The following is a 16564-nucleotide window of genomic DNA, read 5'->3' as shown; positions in this document are numbered from 1 at the left end:
GCCGCACCATGTGGTCCATACGGCTGGCGATCTCGCGTCGCAGTTATGGCTTGCTGGCGCTCGTCGGCCTGCTGGTGCCGCTGCTGGGCTGGGCGCTGCTCAGCGCCTTTGCCGGGGTGAGCCCGGTGTTTTTGCCCGGCCCCGACAAGGTGGTCACGCGCATCGGCACCTGGGCGATGGAGGACGACCTGATGGGGGACGCCTTCATCAGCACCATGCGGGTCGTCACCGGCTGGGCTTTGTCGGCGCTGCTGGCAATACCGCTGGGCCTGCTGATCGGCAGCTGGCGCGCGGTGCAGGCGCTGCTGGAGCCGCTGACCGACTTCATCCGCTACATGCCCGCCGTGGCCTTCATCCCGCTGGTGATGCTGTGGGTCGGCATCGACGAGGGCGCCAAGGTGGCCATCATCTTCATCGGCACCTTCTTCCAGATGGTGCTGATGGTGGCCGAGGACGTGCGCCGCGTGCCGATGGCGCAGATCGAGGCGGCGCAGACCATGGGCGCGACGCGCCGCGAGGTGCTGGAAAAAGTGATCCTGCCTTCAGCCAAGCCCGCCTTGCTCGACACCCTGCGCATCACCATGGGCTGGGCCTGGACCTACCTGGTGGTGGCCGAACTGGTGGCGGCCAACTCGGGCCTGGGCTTTGCCATTTTGAAGGCCCAGCGCTTCTTGCAGACCGACAAGATCTTTGCCGGCATCTTGCTGATCGGCTTCATCGGCCTGGCCATTGACCAGCTGTTTCGCCTGCTGCACCGCAAGGCGTTTCCCTGGCTGCACGGAAGGTAGGCAACATGAAAATTGAATGCAAAAACGTCTGGAAGTACTTCGGCCAGACCACCGCCCTGCAGGACGTGAGCCTGGGCATTGCCGACAACGAGTTCATCACCCTGGTCGGCGCCTCGGGTTGCGGCAAGTCCACGCTGCTGCGCACCCTGGCCGGGCTGGAAACGCACAGCAAGGGCGATGTGCTGGTCGAGGGAAAGGCCATCACCGGGCCGGGACAGGACCGCGCCATGGTGTTCCAGCATTACAGCCTCTACCCCTGGCTGCGCGTGTCGGAAAACATCCGCTTCTGCCGCCAGCTCGGCGCCCAGACGCACAACCGCAGCAGCGCCGATGTCGAGGCCGCCTCGGGCCGCGCCGATGCGCTGTTGCGGCTGATGGGCTTGACGGCCTCGGCCCAGGCCTACCCGAACCAGCTGTCGGGCGGCATGCAGCAGCGCGTGGCGATTGCCCGCGCCCTGATGGGCAAGCCGCAGATCCTGCTGATGGACGAGCCCTTCGGCGCGCTGGACGCGCAAACCCGCGAGGTCATGCACGACCTGATCCTGCATGTGCATCGGCTGGAGCGCACCACCATTGTCTTCGTCACGCATGACGTGGAGGAAGCCATTTACCTCGGCCACCGCGTGGTGCTGATGGCGCCGCGCCCGGGCCGCATCGACTCGATCTACGACGTGCCGCTGCCCGCCCGGCGCGAGCAGGACATGAAGCTGGCGCCCGAGTTTTTGCGCCTCAAGCGCCAGCTGCTCGACCGCATCCGCGAAACCTCCGGCATGAAGACCGACCTTGACCAACTCCAACGGCTCACCCAGGTGGCCGAAGAAAGGAACCCTGTATGAACGCCATCCCCGCCGACCGCCTGCTGTGGGAGGAATCCCTGCCCGGCGGCAACCACTGGTCGGGCCGCCTGCGCCGTGGCACGGCCCTGCGCCTGACGGACCTGCAAGGCGGCGCCAATGTCTCGGCGCTGTTTTACAACGCCGGGCAGCCGCTGGAGCGCTACAGCATGCCCGACACGCTGAAGTCGCAGCACACCGGCTTCCTCACCGCAGGCCATGTCTGCCAGTCCGACATGGGCCGCGTGCTGTGCTCCATCACCGCCGACAGCCTGGGCTGGCACGACAGCTGGTGCGGCGTCAGCGACGCGGCCATGGTGCTGGCCCGCTACGGCGAAAAGCGCTACCAGCAGCACCGCAACGCGATGCACCGCAATGGCCGCGACAACCTGCTGATCGAGCTGGCCAAGTGGGGCCTGGGCGCGCGCGACCTGGTGCCCGGCGTCAACTTCTTCAGCAAGGTGGTTCCCGATGCCGACGGCGCGCTCAGCCATGTGGGCGGCCACAGCGTGGCGGGCAGCTTTGTCGATCTGCGCTTCGAGATGGACACGCTGGTGGTGCTGAGTTCGGCGCCGCATCCGCTGGACGCGCGCGCCGACTACGCGCCTGCCGACGTGCAACTCGCCGCCTGGCGCGCCGACCCCGTGGGGGCGGACGACGCCTGCCGCACCCAGTGCCCGCAAAACGGCCGGGCCTTCACCAACACCGAACGCTACTGTGGAGCCGCAGCATGAGCAAACTACTCGAAAGCACCCTGAATCCCGCACACGCCGTGCTCGACCAGACCTGCCTGGCCGGCGAGCCGTGGATGGCCACGGTGCGCGCCGGGCAAACCCTGCGCATCCTCGACCTTGAAGGCAACCAGGCGGTGGACACACTGTTCTACAGCGCGCTCGATGCACAAGAGCGCTACAGCGCCGCCGACACCATCGCCCGCAACGGCCAGCTCTACCTGGGCCTGGGCTCACGGCTGTATTCCAGCGCGGGCCGCGTGATGCTGAGCATCACCGCCGACACCTGCGGCCGCCACGACACCCTGGGCGGCGCGTGTTCGAGCGAGAGCAACACCGTGCGCTACGCGCTGGACAAGCGTGCCATGCACAGCTGCCGCGACAGCTTCATGCACGCGATTTGCCACTGCCACGAGGCGGGCGTGCTGGGCCTGGGCAAGCGCGACATCGCACCCAACATCAACTTCTTCATGAACGTGCCGGTCACGCCCGAGGGCCACCTGAGCTTTGCCGACGGCATCTCCGGTGCGGGCAAGTACGTGGAACTGAAGGCCGAGATGGACGTGGTGGTGCTGATCTCCAACTGCCCGCAGCTCAACAACCCCTGCAACGGCTACAACCCGACGCCGATACGCTTGCTGGTCTGGGATTAATCTGCTATTGAAATAGTAGCTGCTTGCGCAAGCCACGCCTGCGCAAAATGCCAATTTGGCTTGAATTATTCAACACCAGCCCACGGGACGGCCCGTGGCGCCGCACCACCCGGCGGGACGGCCCGCCAAAGGGATTGCCCATGTTCGATACCGTTTTGATCGCCAATCGCGGCGCCATCGCCTGCCGCGTCATCCGCAGCCTGAAGGCCCTGGGCCTGCGCTCGGTGGCCGTGTATTCCGAGGCCGACGCCGATTCGCTGCATGTCGCCATGGCCGACGCCAGCGTCTGCATCGGCCCGGCGCCGGCCGCGCAGAGCTACCTGGACCCGCAGCGCATTCTGGACGCGGCGCGCGCCACCGGCGCCGGCGCCATCCACCCCGGCTACGGCTTTTTGTCCGAGAACCCGGACTTCGCCCAGGCCTGCGAGGATGCCGGCATCGCCTTCATCGGCCCCACGCCCGCGCAGATGCGCGCCTTCGGCCTCAAGCACACGGCGCGCGCGCTGGCCGAAGCCCAGGGCGTTCCCCTGCTGCCCGGCAGCGGCTTGCTGTCTGACCTGGCGCAGGCGCGCAGCGAGGCCGCGCGCATCGGCTACCCGGTCATGCTCAAAAGCACGGCGGGCGGCGGCGGCATCGGCATGCGCCTGATCCGCAATGACGCCGAGATGGCCCCCGCGTTCGAGGCCGTGCAGCGCCTGGCGCAGGCCAACTTCAAGGACGCTGGCCTGTTCCTGGAAAAATTCGTCGAGCGCGCCCGCCACATCGAGGTGCAGCTGTTTGGCGACGGCCGGGGCCAGGTGGTGTCGCTGGGCGAGCGCGATTGTTCGGCCCAGCGCCGCAACCAGAAAGTGATCGAGGAAACCCCCGCGCCCGGCCTCGATGAGGCCACCCGCGCCGCCCTGCAGCAAACCGCTGTGCGCCTGGCCGAGGCGGTCCATTACCGCTCGGCCGGCACGGTCGAATACGTGCTGGACGCCGACACCGGCGCGTTTTACTTCCTTGAAGTCAACACCCGCCTGCAGGTCGAGCACGGCGTGACCGAACAGGTGACCGGCGTGGATCTGGTGGCCTGGATGCTGCGGCTGGCGCGCGGCGACGACTTCGCGCTGCAGGTGCCCGCGCCCCGGGGCGCATCGATCCAGGTGCGGCTGTACGCCGAAGACCCGGCACGCAACTTTCAGCCCTGCGCCGGGGGCTTGACCGAAGTCGTCTTTCCGGCCGACGCGCGCATCGAAACCTGGGTGGCGACCGGCAGCGAAGTGCCGCCGCACTACGACCCGATGATCGCCAAGCTGATCGTCACCGGCAGCGACCGCGCCGACGCGGTGGCGAAGCTGCAGGCCGCGCTGGCGGCCACCCGCCTGGGCGGCATTGAAACCAATCTGCGTTACCTGCGCAGCGTGGCGGCCGGCCCGGTGTTCGTGCAGGGCCGCATGGTCACGCGCAGCCTGGCCGATCTGCACTACCAGCCGCAGGCGCTGGAGGTGCTGGAGCCGGGCGTGCAGACCAGCGTGCAGGACCACCCCGGCCGCGTCGGCTACTGGGCGGTGGGCGTGCCGCCGTCGGGGCCGATGGACGACCTGGCGATGCGCCTGGCAAACCGCCTGGTCGGCAACGCGGAGCATGCCGCCGCGCTGGAATGCACGCTCAGCGGCCCCAGCCTGCGCTTTCACCACGACACCGTGATCGCCGTGTGCGGCGCGGCCATGGCGGTCAGCGTGGACGGCGTGGCGCTGGCGCCGTGGCAATCGCACACGGTGAAAGCGGGCAGCGTGCTGAAGCTGGGCGCGGTGCAGGGCTTTGGCGCGCGCACCTACCTGGCGCTGCGCGGCGGGCTGGACGTGCCGCTCTACCTGGGCAGCCGCTCGACCTTCACGCTGGGCCAGTTCGGCGGCCACGCGGGCCGCACCTTGCGCACTGGCGACATGCTGCACATCGGCACCGATGCCGTCGCCGAGCCTCTGGCCGCCTTGCCGCTGGACGTGGTGCCGGTGTACCAGAACCACTGGGACATCGCCGTGCTCTACGGCCCGCACGGCGCGCCGGATTTCTTCACCGATGACGATGTGCGGATGTTCTTTGGCACCGACTGGCAGGTGCACTACAACTCCAGCCGCACCGGCGTTCGCCTGATCGGCCCCAAGCCCGAATGGGCGCGGCGCGACGGCGGCGAGGCAGGCCTGCACCCGTCCAACATCCACGACAACGCCTATGCGATTGGCGCCATCGACTTCACCGGCGACATGCCCGTCATCCTCGGGCCCGACGGCCCCAGCCTGGGCGGCTTTGTCTGCCCGGCCGTGGTGCTGGCCAGCGAGCGCTGGAAAATGGGCCAGCTGCGCCCCGGCGACGGCGTTCGCTTTCGCTGCGTCACCGCCGACGAGGCCCTGGCCCTGCACGCCGCGCAGGAAAGCCGCATTGCCGGTCTGGCGTGGAGCCCACCGGATGTGCCGCAGCGCACCGAAGCCGTGGGTTCGCCCATCCTTGCGCAGCGAGAAGCACAAGGCGAGCGCCCGGCCCTGGTGCTGCGCCAGGCCGGCGACCGCTATGTGCTGGTGGAACTGGGCGACGCGGTGCTGGACATCGCGCTGCGCCTGCGCGTGCATGGCCTGATGCAGTCGCTGCAAGCGCAACAGCTGCCCGGCATCGTCGACCTGACGCCCGGCATCCGCTCGCTTCAGATACATTTTGAGCCGCTGGCGCTTACTGTGCCTGCGTTGATAGCTGCGATTTTCATAGCAGACGATGCGCTCGGCGATACCGATGACCTGGTCGTGCCGTCGCGCACCGTGTACCTGCCGCTGTCGTGGGACGACAGCGCGACCCGGCTGGCGATTGAAAAATACATGCAGTCGGTGCGCCCGGACGCGCCCTGGTGCCCGAGCAACATCGAGTTCATCCGCCGCATCAACGGCCTGCAGAGTATTGAAGAAGTGCAGCGCACCGTGTTCGACGCCAGCTACCTGGTGCTGGGCCTGGGCGACGTGTACCTGGGCGCGCCCGTGGCCACGCCGCTGGACCCGCGCCACCGCCTGGTGACGACCAAGTACAACCCGGCCCGCACCTGGACGCCCGAGAACGCCGTGGGCATTGGCGGCGCCTACATGTGCGTCTATGGCATGGAAGGCCCCGGCGGCTACCAGTTCGTCGGCCGCACGCTGCAGATGTGGAACCGCTGGCGCGATGCTTCCAGCGGCGCCCCAGCCTTCGAGCCCGGCAAGCCGTGGCTGCTGCGCTTTTTCGACCAGATCCGCTTCTACCCGGTGGGCGAGGAGGAACTGCTGCGGATCCGCCGCGATTTTCCCGCCGGGCGCTACCCGCTGCGCGTGGAGGACGGCACGTTCAGCCTGCACGACTACCGCGCGTTCCTGAAGGAGAACGCCAGCGGCATCGCCGCCTTCCGCGCCCTGCAAGGCCAGGCGTTTGAGGAGGAGCGCGAGCGCTGGCGCGTGGCCGGCCAGGCCGAGTACGTGAGTGAGGCGGAGTTGCTGGACGCGGCCGTGTCCGCCGACGACCTGCCCCCTGGTGCCCGCAGCGTGGCGACCGCCGTGCCCGGCAGCGTGTGGAAGCTGCTGGTGGCCGAGGGCGACTCGGTGGACGAGGGCGATGCCCTGCTGGTGATCGAGTCCATGAAGATGGAATTCACCGTGTTCGCCCCCTGCGCGGGCCAGGTCTTGCGCATGGCTTGCCGCGAAGGCAGCGCCGTGGCGGCGGGACAAGACGTTGTCGTGATTCAAGGAGAAACCGCATGACCCAAGCTCACATTTCGCTCGGCATCGGCAGCCTGCAACAGGCTTACCGTGACGGCGCATTCACCCCCTTGCACATGGTCGAGCAGGTGCTGGCGGCCATCGGCGACGACCCGAACAAGGCCTGGATACACCGCATCGACGCCGCCACCCTGCGCGCCCAGGCGCTGGCCTTGATGGCGCGCGGCCCCGAGGGCCTGCCGCTGTGGGGCATTCCCTTCGCCATCAAGGACAACATCGACCTGGCCGGAGTGCCCACCACCGCCGGCTGCCCGGACTACGCCTACACGCCCGAGGCCAGCGCCACGGTGGTGCAGCGCCTGCTCGACGCCGGGGCCATCGCCATCGGCAAGACCAACCTGGACCAGTTCGCCACCGGCCTGAACGGCACGCGCTCGCCCTATGGCGCCTGCCGCAATGCCTTCAACCCCGACTACGTCTCCGGCGGCTCCAGCGCGGGCTCGGCGGTGTCGGTGGCGCTCGGCCATGCGAGTTTTTCACTGGGCACCGACACGGCCGGTTCGGGCCGCGTGCCGGCGGGCTTCAACCACCTGGTCGGCCTCAAGCCCAGCCTGGGCCTGCTGTCCACGCAAGGCGTGGTGCCCGCCTGCCGCTCGCTGGACGTGGTGTCGATCTTTGCGTTGACAGCGGACGACGCGCAGCAGGTCTTTGCCGTGGCGCACGGCTATGACGCACAAGACGCGTATTCGCGCCCGGCCCAGCCGCACGGCTTCGACTTTGGCCGCGCTGCCCAATGGCGCGTGGGCGTGCCGCGCGCCGGCCAACTGCAGTTCTTCGGCGACAGCGCGTATGCCCGGTGCTATGCCGATGCCTGCGCCCACGCCCAGGCGCTGGGGGCCGAGCTGGTCGAGATCGACTTTGAACCGTTTGCGCAGACCGCCCGCCTGCTGTACGAAGGCCCGTGGGTGGCCGAGCGCTACCAGGCCATCCGCGCCTTCATCGACGCCCGGCCCGAGTCCGTCTTTCCGGTGACCCACGAGATCACGCTGGGCGGCGCCAAACCCCTGGCCGCCGATGCCTTCGCCGCCCAGTACCGCCTGCGCGCGCTGGCGCAACGCTGCGCCGTGGTGTGGTCCGGCATCGACTGCATGCTGCTGCCCACGTCGCCCACCATCCACAGCATCCAGACGATGCTGGCCGAGCCCATCGCCCGCAACAGCGATTTTGGCTACTACACCAACTTCGTGAACCTGCTGGACTATTGCGCCATCGCCGTGCCCGCCGGTTTTCGCCCCGACGGCCTGCCCTGCGGCGTGACCTTTGTGGCGCAGGCTCACCAGGACCAGCCCCTGCTGCACCTGGCCCAGCGCTGGCAGCGCGCGCTGCAGGGCCGGGCGGCCACGCTGGGCGCCACCGGCCACGCGGCGGTGCCATTCGAGGCGGCGGCCGCCGTGCCGTCCGGCCAGGTCCAGGTCGCCGTCTGCGGCGCGCATCTGCAAGGCCAGCCGCTCAACCACCAGCTCACCAGCCGGGGCGCGCGCCTGGTGCAGCGTACCACCACCGCGCCCGAGTACCGCCTCTACGCCCTGCCCGACGGCCGCCGTCCCGGCCTGGTCCGCGTGGCCGAGGGTGGCGCGGCGATTGAAGTGGAAGTGTGGGAACTGCCCGCCAGCCAGTTCGGCAGCTTTGTGGACGGCATTCCCGCGCCGCTGGGCATCGGGCGCACGGTGCTGGCCGATGGCCGGGCGGTGGCCGGCTTCATCTGCGAGCCCGCCGGGCTGCAGGGCGCGCGGGACATCACGGCACTGGGCGGCTGGCGCGCCTGGCTGGCGGCCGCCTGACGATTTTTGCACCCGTTTTCACGCTGGCGGCAGCCGTGCCGGCTTGCGTCATCGCTGATTGCCTCTGGTATCTGGCGGGGCGCGCGTTTGGCTATCGCGTGCGGTCCGGCCTGTGCAAGCTGTTGCGCGAGGAAGTTCAATCAAGGGCGGCTACGAAGCCTGGTTGAAACTGGAAAGAGAAGCTGGTTTCCACTGATCATTGGAATCAGAGCCCGGCCGTACCGGCAACCACCGCCAACGGCTGCGCTGCTTCGCTGTCGTCGGCCGGCGGCATGTCGCCCTCCTCGACCGTGATGTCCTTGCGCAGCATCTTCACATCGCCAAAGATCGTCGCAAAGGCCACGTCCTTGGCGTCGCGGCCGGTGCCGATGCGCACCAGCCGGTCGATGGGTGCCGAGCGGGTGGCGTCAAACAGCACCCAGCGGCCGTCCAGCCAGGCCTCGAACACGGCGTGAAAGTCCTGCGGCGGCTCGGCAAAATGCACATAGCCCACCACCAGCCGCGCCGGAATGTTCAGCGCCCGGCACAGCGTGATGCCCAGGTGCGCAAAGTCGCGGCACACGCCGACGCGCTGCACGAACACATCCTGCGCCGTGGTGGTGGACTGCGTGAAGCCCGGCTGGTATTCAATCGATTCGTGAATCCAGCTTTCAACCGCGCGCACCCGGCTCATGCCCTGGGGCAGGTGGCCGAACAGCTGCTGCGCAATGCGGCGCATGGAGTCCGATTCGCAATAGCGGCTGGGCATCAGGTCATGCAGCACCTCGTCGGGCAGCGCAGTCACCGGCGATTCATCCAGGTGCAGCGGCACAGGCGCCGGATGCAGCTGCACCCGGGCGTGGTAGTTGACCGACAGGATGCCCTTGGGCGCATCCAGCCGGATAAAGCGGTTGCCGCTGCGTTCGTTGCAAAAGTGGCGCACCTTCATGCTCGGCGTGATGGTGAGCCGCTCCTCGACAACCTCCTGGCCCTCGTGAAAGGCGGCCTCGATGTTGAACAGGAAATGAGCCGGGCCGCTGACCTCGTACTCCAGCAGGCAGTCAAGCAAAGAGGTATGCATGGGGTGGTGGCTTCCTAGGGGAATAACAAAAAAACAGCCGGGCCGTGCGACCCTCTGCAGCTGCCCGCCTAATCATGCCTGCGCGGCTTGGCGTGATGGGAATCGGCGCCTGAAAACCAGTTCTTGCAGGTCACGAACACCACACGCACGGCGCGCTCCAGGATGTCGGCGGAGAGTAGCGAACGGCGGCGCGCCTTGAGGCGAAACACCAACAGGAACTCGGCAATGCTGGACGGAAATCCGACCTCGCGCTGTGGCTTGATCGCCGGCAAATGGGTGGTGGGCTCGTCCTTGGGGTCGTCGCGATGGGACCAGTTCTGGAAAAGCCGTTCCTTGATGCGTGACATGGCCGTGCCTGACGGTACCTTGGCAGGAGGTTTCATTTATTTATTTCATCATTTTCTTGGCGGCGCCCACGCCCAGCGCGGCCAGCACGATAAAGATCACGGCCAGAATCAGGAACAGCCCGAACAGCACCTTGGCAATGCCCGCCGCGCCCGCCGCCACGCCGCTAAAGCCCAGGGCACCGGCAATCAGCGAAATCACGGCAAAAATAATCGCATACTTAATCATTGTTGTCTCCCGTCAACGCCATCGTCCACAAAGACGAGGCGCTCATTCATCAGCGACCACGCTTCGTAAGGCGATGACTGAATCATAGAAGACCCAGGCCGCTTTACGGAATAAGCACCGCCCCTTGCGCCGTGTAGGACAGTGCCCTGCCGACAAGAAAAGAAGTGCCAGAATTCAGGGCGCCATGTGGCTATCCTGTCACGATTCAGCATCAGCGTGATGACTATTTTTTCATGCCATCGCAGCCCGATGGTCAAACCCGTCCAGTCTGGCAAAAGCCGTCCGCCATGGCTAGCATGAAAGGTTTTACGCATCCCGCATTTCAAGCCCCCGGTTCATAATCCGAAGACATTTTGATGAGGATTCACGCTTTCGGCGCCTGTTGCCTGTCACCGTGATCATGCGCCAGCCGCCGGCCCATCCCAACCTGACCCAGGATATTCCAAATGCCCTCTTTATTCGACACCGTCCAGGCCGGCGACCTGCAGCTTGCCAACCGCATCGTGATGGCGCCGCTGACGCGCAACCGCGCGCCCGATGCCATTCCCACGCCGCTGATGGCCGAATACTACGCCCAGCGCGCCACGGCCGGCCTCCTGATCACCGAAGCCACGGCCATCAGCCACCAGGCGCAGGGCTATGCCGACGTGCCCGGCCTGTACGGCACCGAGCAGCTCGACGGCTGGAAGCGCGTGACCGGGGCGGTGCATGACGCGGGCGGAAAAATCGTGGTGCAGCTCTGGCATGTGGGCCGCGTCTCGCACAATGAACTGCAGCCCGATGGCGGCAAGCCGGTCGCGCCTTCGGCCATCACCGCCAGGACCAAGACCGTGCTCATCAAGGACGGCCTGCCCGTCTTCGTGCCGACTTCAGAACCCCGCGCGCTCGACGCCGAAGAGCTGCCCGAGATCGTCCACACCTACCGCGCCGCCGCGCTCAATGCGGTGCTCACGGCCGGCTTTGACGGCGTCGAGATCCACGGCGCCAACGGCTACCTGCTCGACCAGTTCCTCAAGAACGGCTCCAACCAGCGCACCGACGACTACGGCGGTCCCATCCGCAACCGCGCCCGCCTGCTGCTCGAAGTCACGCGCGCCATCGTCGATGCGATTGGCGGCGGCCGCACCGGCATTCGCCTGTCGCCGGTCACGCTGTCCAACGATGCGTTTGACAGCGACCCGCAGCCGCTGTTCGAGCATGTGGTCAAGCAGCTGGCCAGGCTGGACCTGGCCTACCTCCACATCATCGAAGGCGCCACCGGCGGCGCGCGCGACCTGCCCGAGCGTCCGTTCGACTACGCGGCGCTCAAGGCGGCTTACCGCGCAGCCGGCGGCAAAGGCGCCTGGATGGTCAACAACGGCTACGACAAGGCCATGGCCGAGCAGGCCGTGAAGGACGGCGCCGACCTGGTCGCCTTCGGCAAACCGTTCATCGCCAACCCGGATCTGGTGCACCGCCTGCGCAGCAACGCGCCGCTCAACCAGCCCGACCCGGCGACGTTTTACGGCGGCGGCGCCGAAGGCTACACCGACTACCCGGACTATGAAGAGCTGGTGAACTGAGCGCCGCCTCAAGGCCCTGAAAAAGCTGCCCGGCATGACTGCCCGGCAGCTTTTTTTACGCCTTCGCCAACGCCCCGACACGCGGGCGGCGCGACACGCAAGCGCTACCATAGCGGCCATGCTCAACAAGCCCCGCATCCTGGTCGTCGAAGACGAATCCGGCATCGCCGACACGCTGCAATATGTGCTGTCCACCGATGGCTTCGCGCCGGTCTGGTGCAGCACCGCCGGGCAGGCGCTGCGCGAATTTTCGGCCGGGTTGCCGGCGCTGGTCATCCTCGATATCGGCCTGCCCGACCTCAACGGCTTCGAGCTGTTCAAGCGCCTGCAGGCCTTGCCCGGCGGCGCGCAGGTGCCGATGCTGTTTTTGACCGCGCGCAGCGACGAGATCGACCGCGTGGTGGGGCTGGAACTGGGCGCCGACGACTACATCGCCAAACCCTTTTCGCCGCGCGAACTGGTGGCCAGAGTGCGCGGCATCCTGCGCCGCAGCGTGCGCCAGCCGCTGGCTGCGCCACTGCCCGAGCCGCCGCAACCGGCGTCAGGCGCCACGCCCATGGCGGTCCGCATGGAAGCCGCCGCCACGCCGTTCGCGCTCGATGAAGAGCGCCGCCAGATTCGCTTTTACGGCCGGGTGCTGGAGCTGTCGCGCTACGAATACGGCATCCTGCGGCTGCTGGTGCTCAGGCCCGGCCGCGTCTTCACGCGCGACGAGCTGTTCGACCAGGTGTGGACGGATGGCAGCGGCAGCCTGGACCGCACGATTGACGCGCACATCAAGACCCTGCGCGCCAAGCTCAAGGCCGTGGCGCCGCACGCCGAGCCGATACGCACCTCGCGCGGCTCGGGCTACGCGCTGAGCGAAGCGCTGCCAGCGGCGTGACCAAGCGCAACCGTATTTTTATAGGCATCCTGCTGATCTACGCGGCCGGCATCGCCCTGATGCTCTACCGCGTCGTGGCCGACATCGACCCGCGCTACCGCGAGTCAGCCGAGGAGTCGCTGGTCGAAACCTCGCACCTGCTGGCCGGCCTGGTCGAGCAGGACGTGCGCGCCGGCGCCATCGACACGGCCCGGCTGGAGCCGCTGTTCAAGGCGCTGTATGCGCGCGAGTTTCACGCGCGGATCTATTCGGTCAGCAAAACCCGCGTCGAGATGCGCGCCTACGTCGCCGACCGGCAGGGCCGGGTGCTGTTCGACTCGCTGGGCAAGTCGGTGGGCGCCGATTTTTCGCAGTGGCACGATGTCGGCCTGACGCTCGAAGGCCGCTACGGCGCGCGTTCCACGCGCGACGTGCCGGACGACCCGCGCACCTCGGTGATGTACGTGGGCGCGCCGATTCGCTGGAACAACGAGATCATCGGCGTCGCCAGCGTCGGCAAGCCGGTCACCAGCTTTGGCCAGTTCGTCTCGGCCGCGCGCGAAAAAACCCTGTACGTCGGGCTGGTGTCGGTGCTGGCGGTGCTGCTGCTGGCGGTGATCGTCTCGGTCTGGCTGGTGCGGCCGTTCGGCCTGATCTCGGACTACGTGCGCTATGTGCGCGCCCAGCGCTCGTTCAATTTTCCCCGGCTGGGCCGGCGCGCACTCGGCGCGATAGGCGCGGCCTACGACGAGATGCGCGACGCGCTGGCCGGGCGCAACTACGTCGCCGACTACGTGCAGACGCTGACGCACGAGGTCAAAAGCCCGCTGTCGGCGATTCGCGGCGCGGCCGAGCTGCTGCAAGAGCCCAGCATGCCGCAGGCCGAACGCCAGCGCTTCCTGGCCAACATCACGCGCGAGGCCGGGCGCATCCAGGAAATGGTGGACCGCATGATGGAACTGACCGCGCTGGAGACGCGCCGCTCGCTCGACAAGGTGCAGCCCGTGGCCTTGAAGCCGCTGCTGGAGGAACTCGCCAGCGCCGCGCAGGATGCCGCCCGGCTGCGCGGCATTCGCATCGCCGTCGATGCGCCCGAAGACGCTGCGGTCGAAGGCGATGGCTTTTTGCTGCGCCGCGCCGTCAGTAACCTGCTGGACAACGCGGTCGATTTCTCGCCCGAGGGCAGCCAGGTCGTGCTGTCGCTGCACCTGGGGGCGCGCACCGTGCGCGTGCAGGTGCGAGACCGGGGACCGGGCATCCCCGACTATGCGCAGGACAAGGTGTTCGAGAAGTTCTATTCGCTGGCGCGCCCGCATTCGCGCAAGAAAAGCACCGGGCTGGGGCTGGCGTTCGTGAAGGAAATCGCGTCGCTGCACCATGGGCGCATCGAACTGGTCAATGCGGACGGCGGCGGGGCGCTGGCTACGCTGTCGCTGCCGCGCCTGGCGGGGTAGCGGGCTGGCAAGGCGGGCCTGCCCGCTGGGTCGCAAGCCAGCGAAAGGACTCCTGATTTCATAGCTGCTTGCGCATATACAGCTTGCGCCAGAGTCACTTTTCACCCTTGAAAAGTGCTTCAAAACCAGCATTCCGAGGTGCAAAAGGCGCGCAAAGACCTGATTCCAGCCGCCCCGATACCTGTTTTCACCATGAAATCAGCCTCCAGCGCAATGAATACGAGCGCAAGCAGCTATTAAATAAATAGCAAATTGAAGATCTGAGCCTGTGCCAGCGCCAGCCCTTCACACCGACTTCACAAACACTTCCCGCAGGCTTCAAACCGCTTTCCCATGCCGCCGCGATGCTTGGGGTTCATGCACTGTCGCATGCCGCCCAAGGAATCCTCATGGAGTCACCACTTTCCCCCAATGCCCGCGCCGCGCGCTGGCTCTGGCTTGCCACCGCCAGCCTGGCGACGGTCTGTTTCATCGCGCTGTCGGCCAGCCCCGCGCAGGCGCAGGACAACGGCAGCGCGCCCCGGCTGAAAACCGAAAGCCCGTACTTCTTCGTCAAGAGCGACACGCCCGGCGTGGACGCGCTGCCGCTCAAATCCACCTCGGTCGATGTGCAGATTTCCGGCGTGATTGCCGATGTCACCGTCACCCAGCGCTACAAAAACGAAGGCCAGCGCGCCATCGAGGCGCGCTATGTCTTTCCCGCCTCGACGCGCGCCGCCGTCTATGGCATGAACGTGCGGCTGGCCGACCGCCTGATCACCGCCAACATCCGCGAAAAGCAGCAGGCGCGCATCGAATACGACGCCGCCAGGAACGAAGGCAAGACCGCCGCGCTGCTGGAGCAGCACCTGCCCAACGTGTTCGAGATGAACGTCGCCAACATCCTGCCCGGCGACGACGTGAAGGTGGAATTGCGCTACACCGAACTGTTGGTGCCGCAGTCGGGCGCTTACCAGTTCGTCTTTCCCACGGTGGTCGGCCCGCGCTACAACAGCGCGCAATCCAGCCAGGCGCTGGCTCAATGGGTAGCCCAGCCCTTCTTGCCAGCGGGTCAGGCGTCGGCGACGGCGTTTGACATCAAGGTCAAGCTGGCCACGCCCATCGGCATCAAGGAAGTGTCTTCCCACTCGCACAGCATCGACGTGACCAAGGACGGCGACGAACGCGCCGCCGTTTCCTTGCGCAGCGGCGATAAGCCCGGCAACAACCGCGACTTCATCCTCGACTACCGGCTGGCCGGCGAGCGCATCGAGTCGGGCGTGATGCTGTATCAGGGCACGCCGGGCAATGGCGCCAGCGGCGAGAACTTCTTCCTCGCCATGATCGAGCCGCCCAAGCAGGTCGCGGCGCAGGCCATCAGCCCACGCGACTACATCTTCGTCGTCGATATCTCGGGCTCGATGCACGGCTTTCCGCTCGACACGGCCAAGACCTTGATGCGCGAGCTGATCGGCAAGCTGCGCCCCAGCGACACCTTCAACGTGCTGCTGTTCTCGGGCAGCAACCGCTTCCTGAGCCCCGCATCGGTCCCCGCCACGCAGGCCAATATCGAGCAGGCGGTGCGCACCATCGACGAAATGGGCGGCGGTGGCGGCACCGAACTGATTCCGGCGCTCAAGCGCGTGTATGCCGAACCCAAGGCGGCCGACGTGTCGCGCACCGTGGTCGTGGTGACCGACGGCTTCGTCACCGTCGAGCGCGAAGCCTTCGAGCTGGTGCGGCGCAACCTGTCGCAGGCGAACCTGTTTTCATTCGGCATCGGCTCGTCGGTCAACCGCCACCTGATGGAAGGCCTGGCGCGCGCCGGCATGGGCGAGCCCTTCATCATCACCGAGCCATCGCAGGCCAGGGCCCAGGCCGAGCGCTTTCGCCGGCTGATCGAGTCGCCGGTGCTGACCAGCGTGAAGCTGCGCTTCGAGGGCCTGGACGTGTATGACGTGGAGCCCGCGCAACTGCCCGACGTGCTGGGCGAGCGCCCGGTGGTGGTGTTTGGCAAATGGCGCGGCACGCCAGCGGGCCAGGTCATCATCGACGGCCAGAGCGCCACCGGCCCGTACCGCAATGCCGTGACCGTGCCAGCGCAAAACGGCCAGAACACGGCCGCGCTGCGCTACCTTTGGGCACGCCACCGCATCGCCAGCCTGTCGGACCAGGAAGCGCTCGAAGGCGGCGACGCGCACCGCCAGCGCATCACCGAGCTGGGCCTGCAGTACAACCTGCTGACGCAGTACACCAGCTTCCTGGCGGTGGACCAGGTGGTGCGCAACCTGCAGCCGCAGGACGCTACCGGCGTGAACCAGCCTTCGCCGCTGCCGCAGGGCGTGAGCAACCTGGCGGTGGGCGAAGTGTCCATCGGCGCCGCAGTGCCCGGCACGCCCGAGCCCGCCACCTGGGGCGCGGTGCTGGTGCTGCTGTCGGTGCTGGCCCTGCTGGCGCGGCGCGAGCGCAGGGCGTCGCGCGGCAGGCCGGGTAGCGCCGCCCGCTTCACCGCCTGACC

The 16564-nt window shown here is 67.4% G+C and carries 13 protein-coding genes; 10 read left to right on the top strand and 3 right to left on the bottom strand.

All coding sequences use genetic code 11. The features are described from left to right. Nucleotides 1-8: 8 nt before the first annotated feature. The 6 genes from PNAP_RS00210 (at nucleotide 9) to atzF (ending at nucleotide 8556) form a co-directional block, all read left to right on the top strand. Complete coding sequence (locus tag PNAP_RS00210) at nucleotides 9-788, top strand: ABC transporter permease (RefSeq protein ID WP_011799476.1); 780 nt, start codon at nucleotides 9-11, stop codon at nucleotides 786-788. A gap of 5 nt (nucleotides 789-793) precedes the next feature. Further along, nucleotides 794-1624: an ABC transporter ATP-binding protein gene (locus PNAP_RS00205; RefSeq protein WP_011799475.1), complete on the top strand. Its 831-nt coding sequence runs from the start codon at nucleotides 794-796 to the stop codon at nucleotides 1622-1624. After that, nucleotides 1621-2355: an urea amidolyase associated protein UAAP1 gene (locus tag PNAP_RS00200; RefSeq protein ID WP_011799474.1), complete on the top strand. Its 735-nt coding sequence runs from the start codon at nucleotides 1621-1623 to the stop codon at nucleotides 2353-2355. The genes PNAP_RS00205 and PNAP_RS00200 overlap by 4 nt, the downstream gene beginning before the upstream one ends. Continuing rightward, nucleotides 2352-3005: an urea amidolyase associated protein UAAP2 gene (locus tag PNAP_RS00195; RefSeq protein ID WP_011799473.1), complete on the top strand. Its 654-nt coding sequence runs from the start codon at nucleotides 2352-2354 to the stop codon at nucleotides 3003-3005. Before PNAP_RS00200 ends, PNAP_RS00195 begins: the two co-directional genes overlap by 4 nt. A 140-nt stretch (nucleotides 3006-3145) precedes the next feature. Next, nucleotides 3146-6757: an urea carboxylase gene (uca, locus tag PNAP_RS00190; protein ID WP_011799472.1), complete on the top strand. Its 3612-nt coding sequence runs from the start codon at nucleotides 3146-3148 to the stop codon at nucleotides 6755-6757. Beyond that, nucleotides 6754-8556 carry an allophanate hydrolase gene (atzF, locus tag PNAP_RS00185; protein ID WP_011799471.1) on the top strand — a complete coding sequence of 601 codons (1803 nt, stop codon included), beginning with the start codon at nucleotides 6754-6756 and terminating at the stop codon, nucleotides 8554-8556. The genes uca and atzF overlap by 4 nt, the downstream gene beginning before the upstream one ends. Nucleotides 8557-8761: 205 nt before the next feature. On the opposite strand, the gene PNAP_RS00180 is transcribed toward atzF, so the two are convergent. From PNAP_RS00180 to PNAP_RS00170, 3 genes are all read right to left on the bottom strand, one after another. Then, nucleotides 8762-9616: a transglutaminase-like domain-containing protein gene (locus PNAP_RS00180; protein WP_011799470.1), complete on the bottom strand. Its 855-nt coding sequence runs from the start codon at nucleotides 9614-9616 to the stop codon at nucleotides 8762-8764. Between the two features lie 68 nt (nucleotides 9617-9684). After that, the gene (locus tag PNAP_RS00175) at nucleotides 9685-9999 is read right to left on the bottom strand and encodes a hypothetical protein (RefSeq protein WP_011799469.1); all 315 of its coding nucleotides are present in this window, start codon (nucleotides 9997-9999) and stop codon (nucleotides 9685-9687) included. 4 nt (nucleotides 10000-10003) lie between these two features. Then, nucleotides 10004-10189, bottom strand: a complete 186-nt coding sequence (locus tag PNAP_RS00170; protein ID WP_011799468.1) for a DUF1328 domain-containing protein — start codon at nucleotides 10187-10189, stop codon at nucleotides 10004-10006. Between the two features lie 446 nt (nucleotides 10190-10635). On the opposite strand from PNAP_RS00170, the gene PNAP_RS00165 reads away from it, so the two are divergent. The 4 genes from PNAP_RS00165 (at nucleotide 10636) to PNAP_RS00150 (ending at nucleotide 16562) form a co-directional block, all read left to right on the top strand. Next, complete coding sequence (locus PNAP_RS00165; RefSeq protein ID WP_011799467.1) at nucleotides 10636-11751, top strand: alkene reductase; 1116 nt, start codon at nucleotides 10636-10638, stop codon at nucleotides 11749-11751. 118 nt (nucleotides 11752-11869) lie between these two features. Then, a complete protein-coding gene (creB, locus tag PNAP_RS00160; RefSeq protein WP_041376416.1) occupies nucleotides 11870-12634 on the top strand; it encodes a two-component system response regulator CreB in 765 nt (254 codons plus the stop codon). Then, entirely contained in the window at nucleotides 12631-14067 is a 1437-nt protein-coding gene (creC, locus tag PNAP_RS00155) for a two-component system sensor histidine kinase CreC (protein WP_011799465.1), read from the top strand. The genes creB and creC overlap by 4 nt, the downstream gene beginning before the upstream one ends. A 389-nt stretch (nucleotides 14068-14456) precedes the next feature. Then, on the top strand, nucleotides 14457-16562 hold the full coding sequence (locus PNAP_RS00150) for a VIT and vWA domain-containing protein (RefSeq protein ID WP_011799464.1): 2106 nt from the start codon (nucleotides 14457-14459) through the stop codon (nucleotides 16560-16562). Nucleotides 16563-16564: the final 2 nt, after the last annotated feature.

Origin of the sequence: Polaromonas naphthalenivorans CJ2, assembly GCF_000015505.1 — a bacterium.
GTDB classification, from domain to species: domain Bacteria; phylum Pseudomonadota; class Gammaproteobacteria; order Burkholderiales; family Burkholderiaceae_C; genus Polaromonas; species Polaromonas naphthalenivorans.
Note: the sequence above shows the minus strand (reverse complement) of the source record. Positions and strands in the feature narration are given on the sequence as shown.

Coding starts and splice junctions, on each gene's coding strand:
- PNAP_RS00200 (WP_011799474.1), top strand. CDS start 1,621: ATGAACGCCATCCCCGCCGACCGCCTGCTGTGGGAGGAATCCCTGCCC.
- PNAP_RS00150 (WP_011799464.1), top strand. CDS start 14,457: ATGGAGTCACCACTTTCCCCCAATGCCCGCGCCGCGCGCTGGCTCTGG.
- PNAP_RS00175 (WP_011799469.1), bottom strand. CDS start 9,999: ATGAAACCTCCTGCCAAGGTACCGTCAGGCACGGCCATGTCACGCATC.
- uca (WP_011799472.1), top strand. CDS start 3,146: ATGTTCGATACCGTTTTGATCGCCAATCGCGGCGCCATCGCCTGCCGC.
- PNAP_RS00170 (WP_011799468.1), bottom strand. CDS start 10,189: ATGATTAAGTATGCGATTATTTTTGCCGTGATTTCGCTGATTGCCGGT.
- PNAP_RS00195 (WP_011799473.1), top strand. CDS start 2,352: ATGAGCAAACTACTCGAAAGCACCCTGAATCCCGCACACGCCGTGCTC.
- PNAP_RS00165 (WP_011799467.1), top strand. CDS start 10,636: ATGCCCTCTTTATTCGACACCGTCCAGGCCGGCGACCTGCAGCTTGCC.
- PNAP_RS00205 (WP_011799475.1), top strand. CDS start 794: ATGAAAATTGAATGCAAAAACGTCTGGAAGTACTTCGGCCAGACCACC.
- PNAP_RS00210 (WP_011799476.1), top strand. CDS start 9: ATGTGGTCCATACGGCTGGCGATCTCGCGTCGCAGTTATGGCTTGCTG.
- atzF (WP_011799471.1), top strand. CDS start 6,754: ATGACCCAAGCTCACATTTCGCTCGGCATCGGCAGCCTGCAACAGGCT.
- creB (WP_041376416.1), top strand. CDS start 11,870: ATGCTCAACAAGCCCCGCATCCTGGTCGTCGAAGACGAATCCGGCATC.
- PNAP_RS00180 (WP_011799470.1), bottom strand. CDS start 9,616: ATGCATACCTCTTTGCTTGACTGCCTGCTGGAGTACGAGGTCAGCGGC.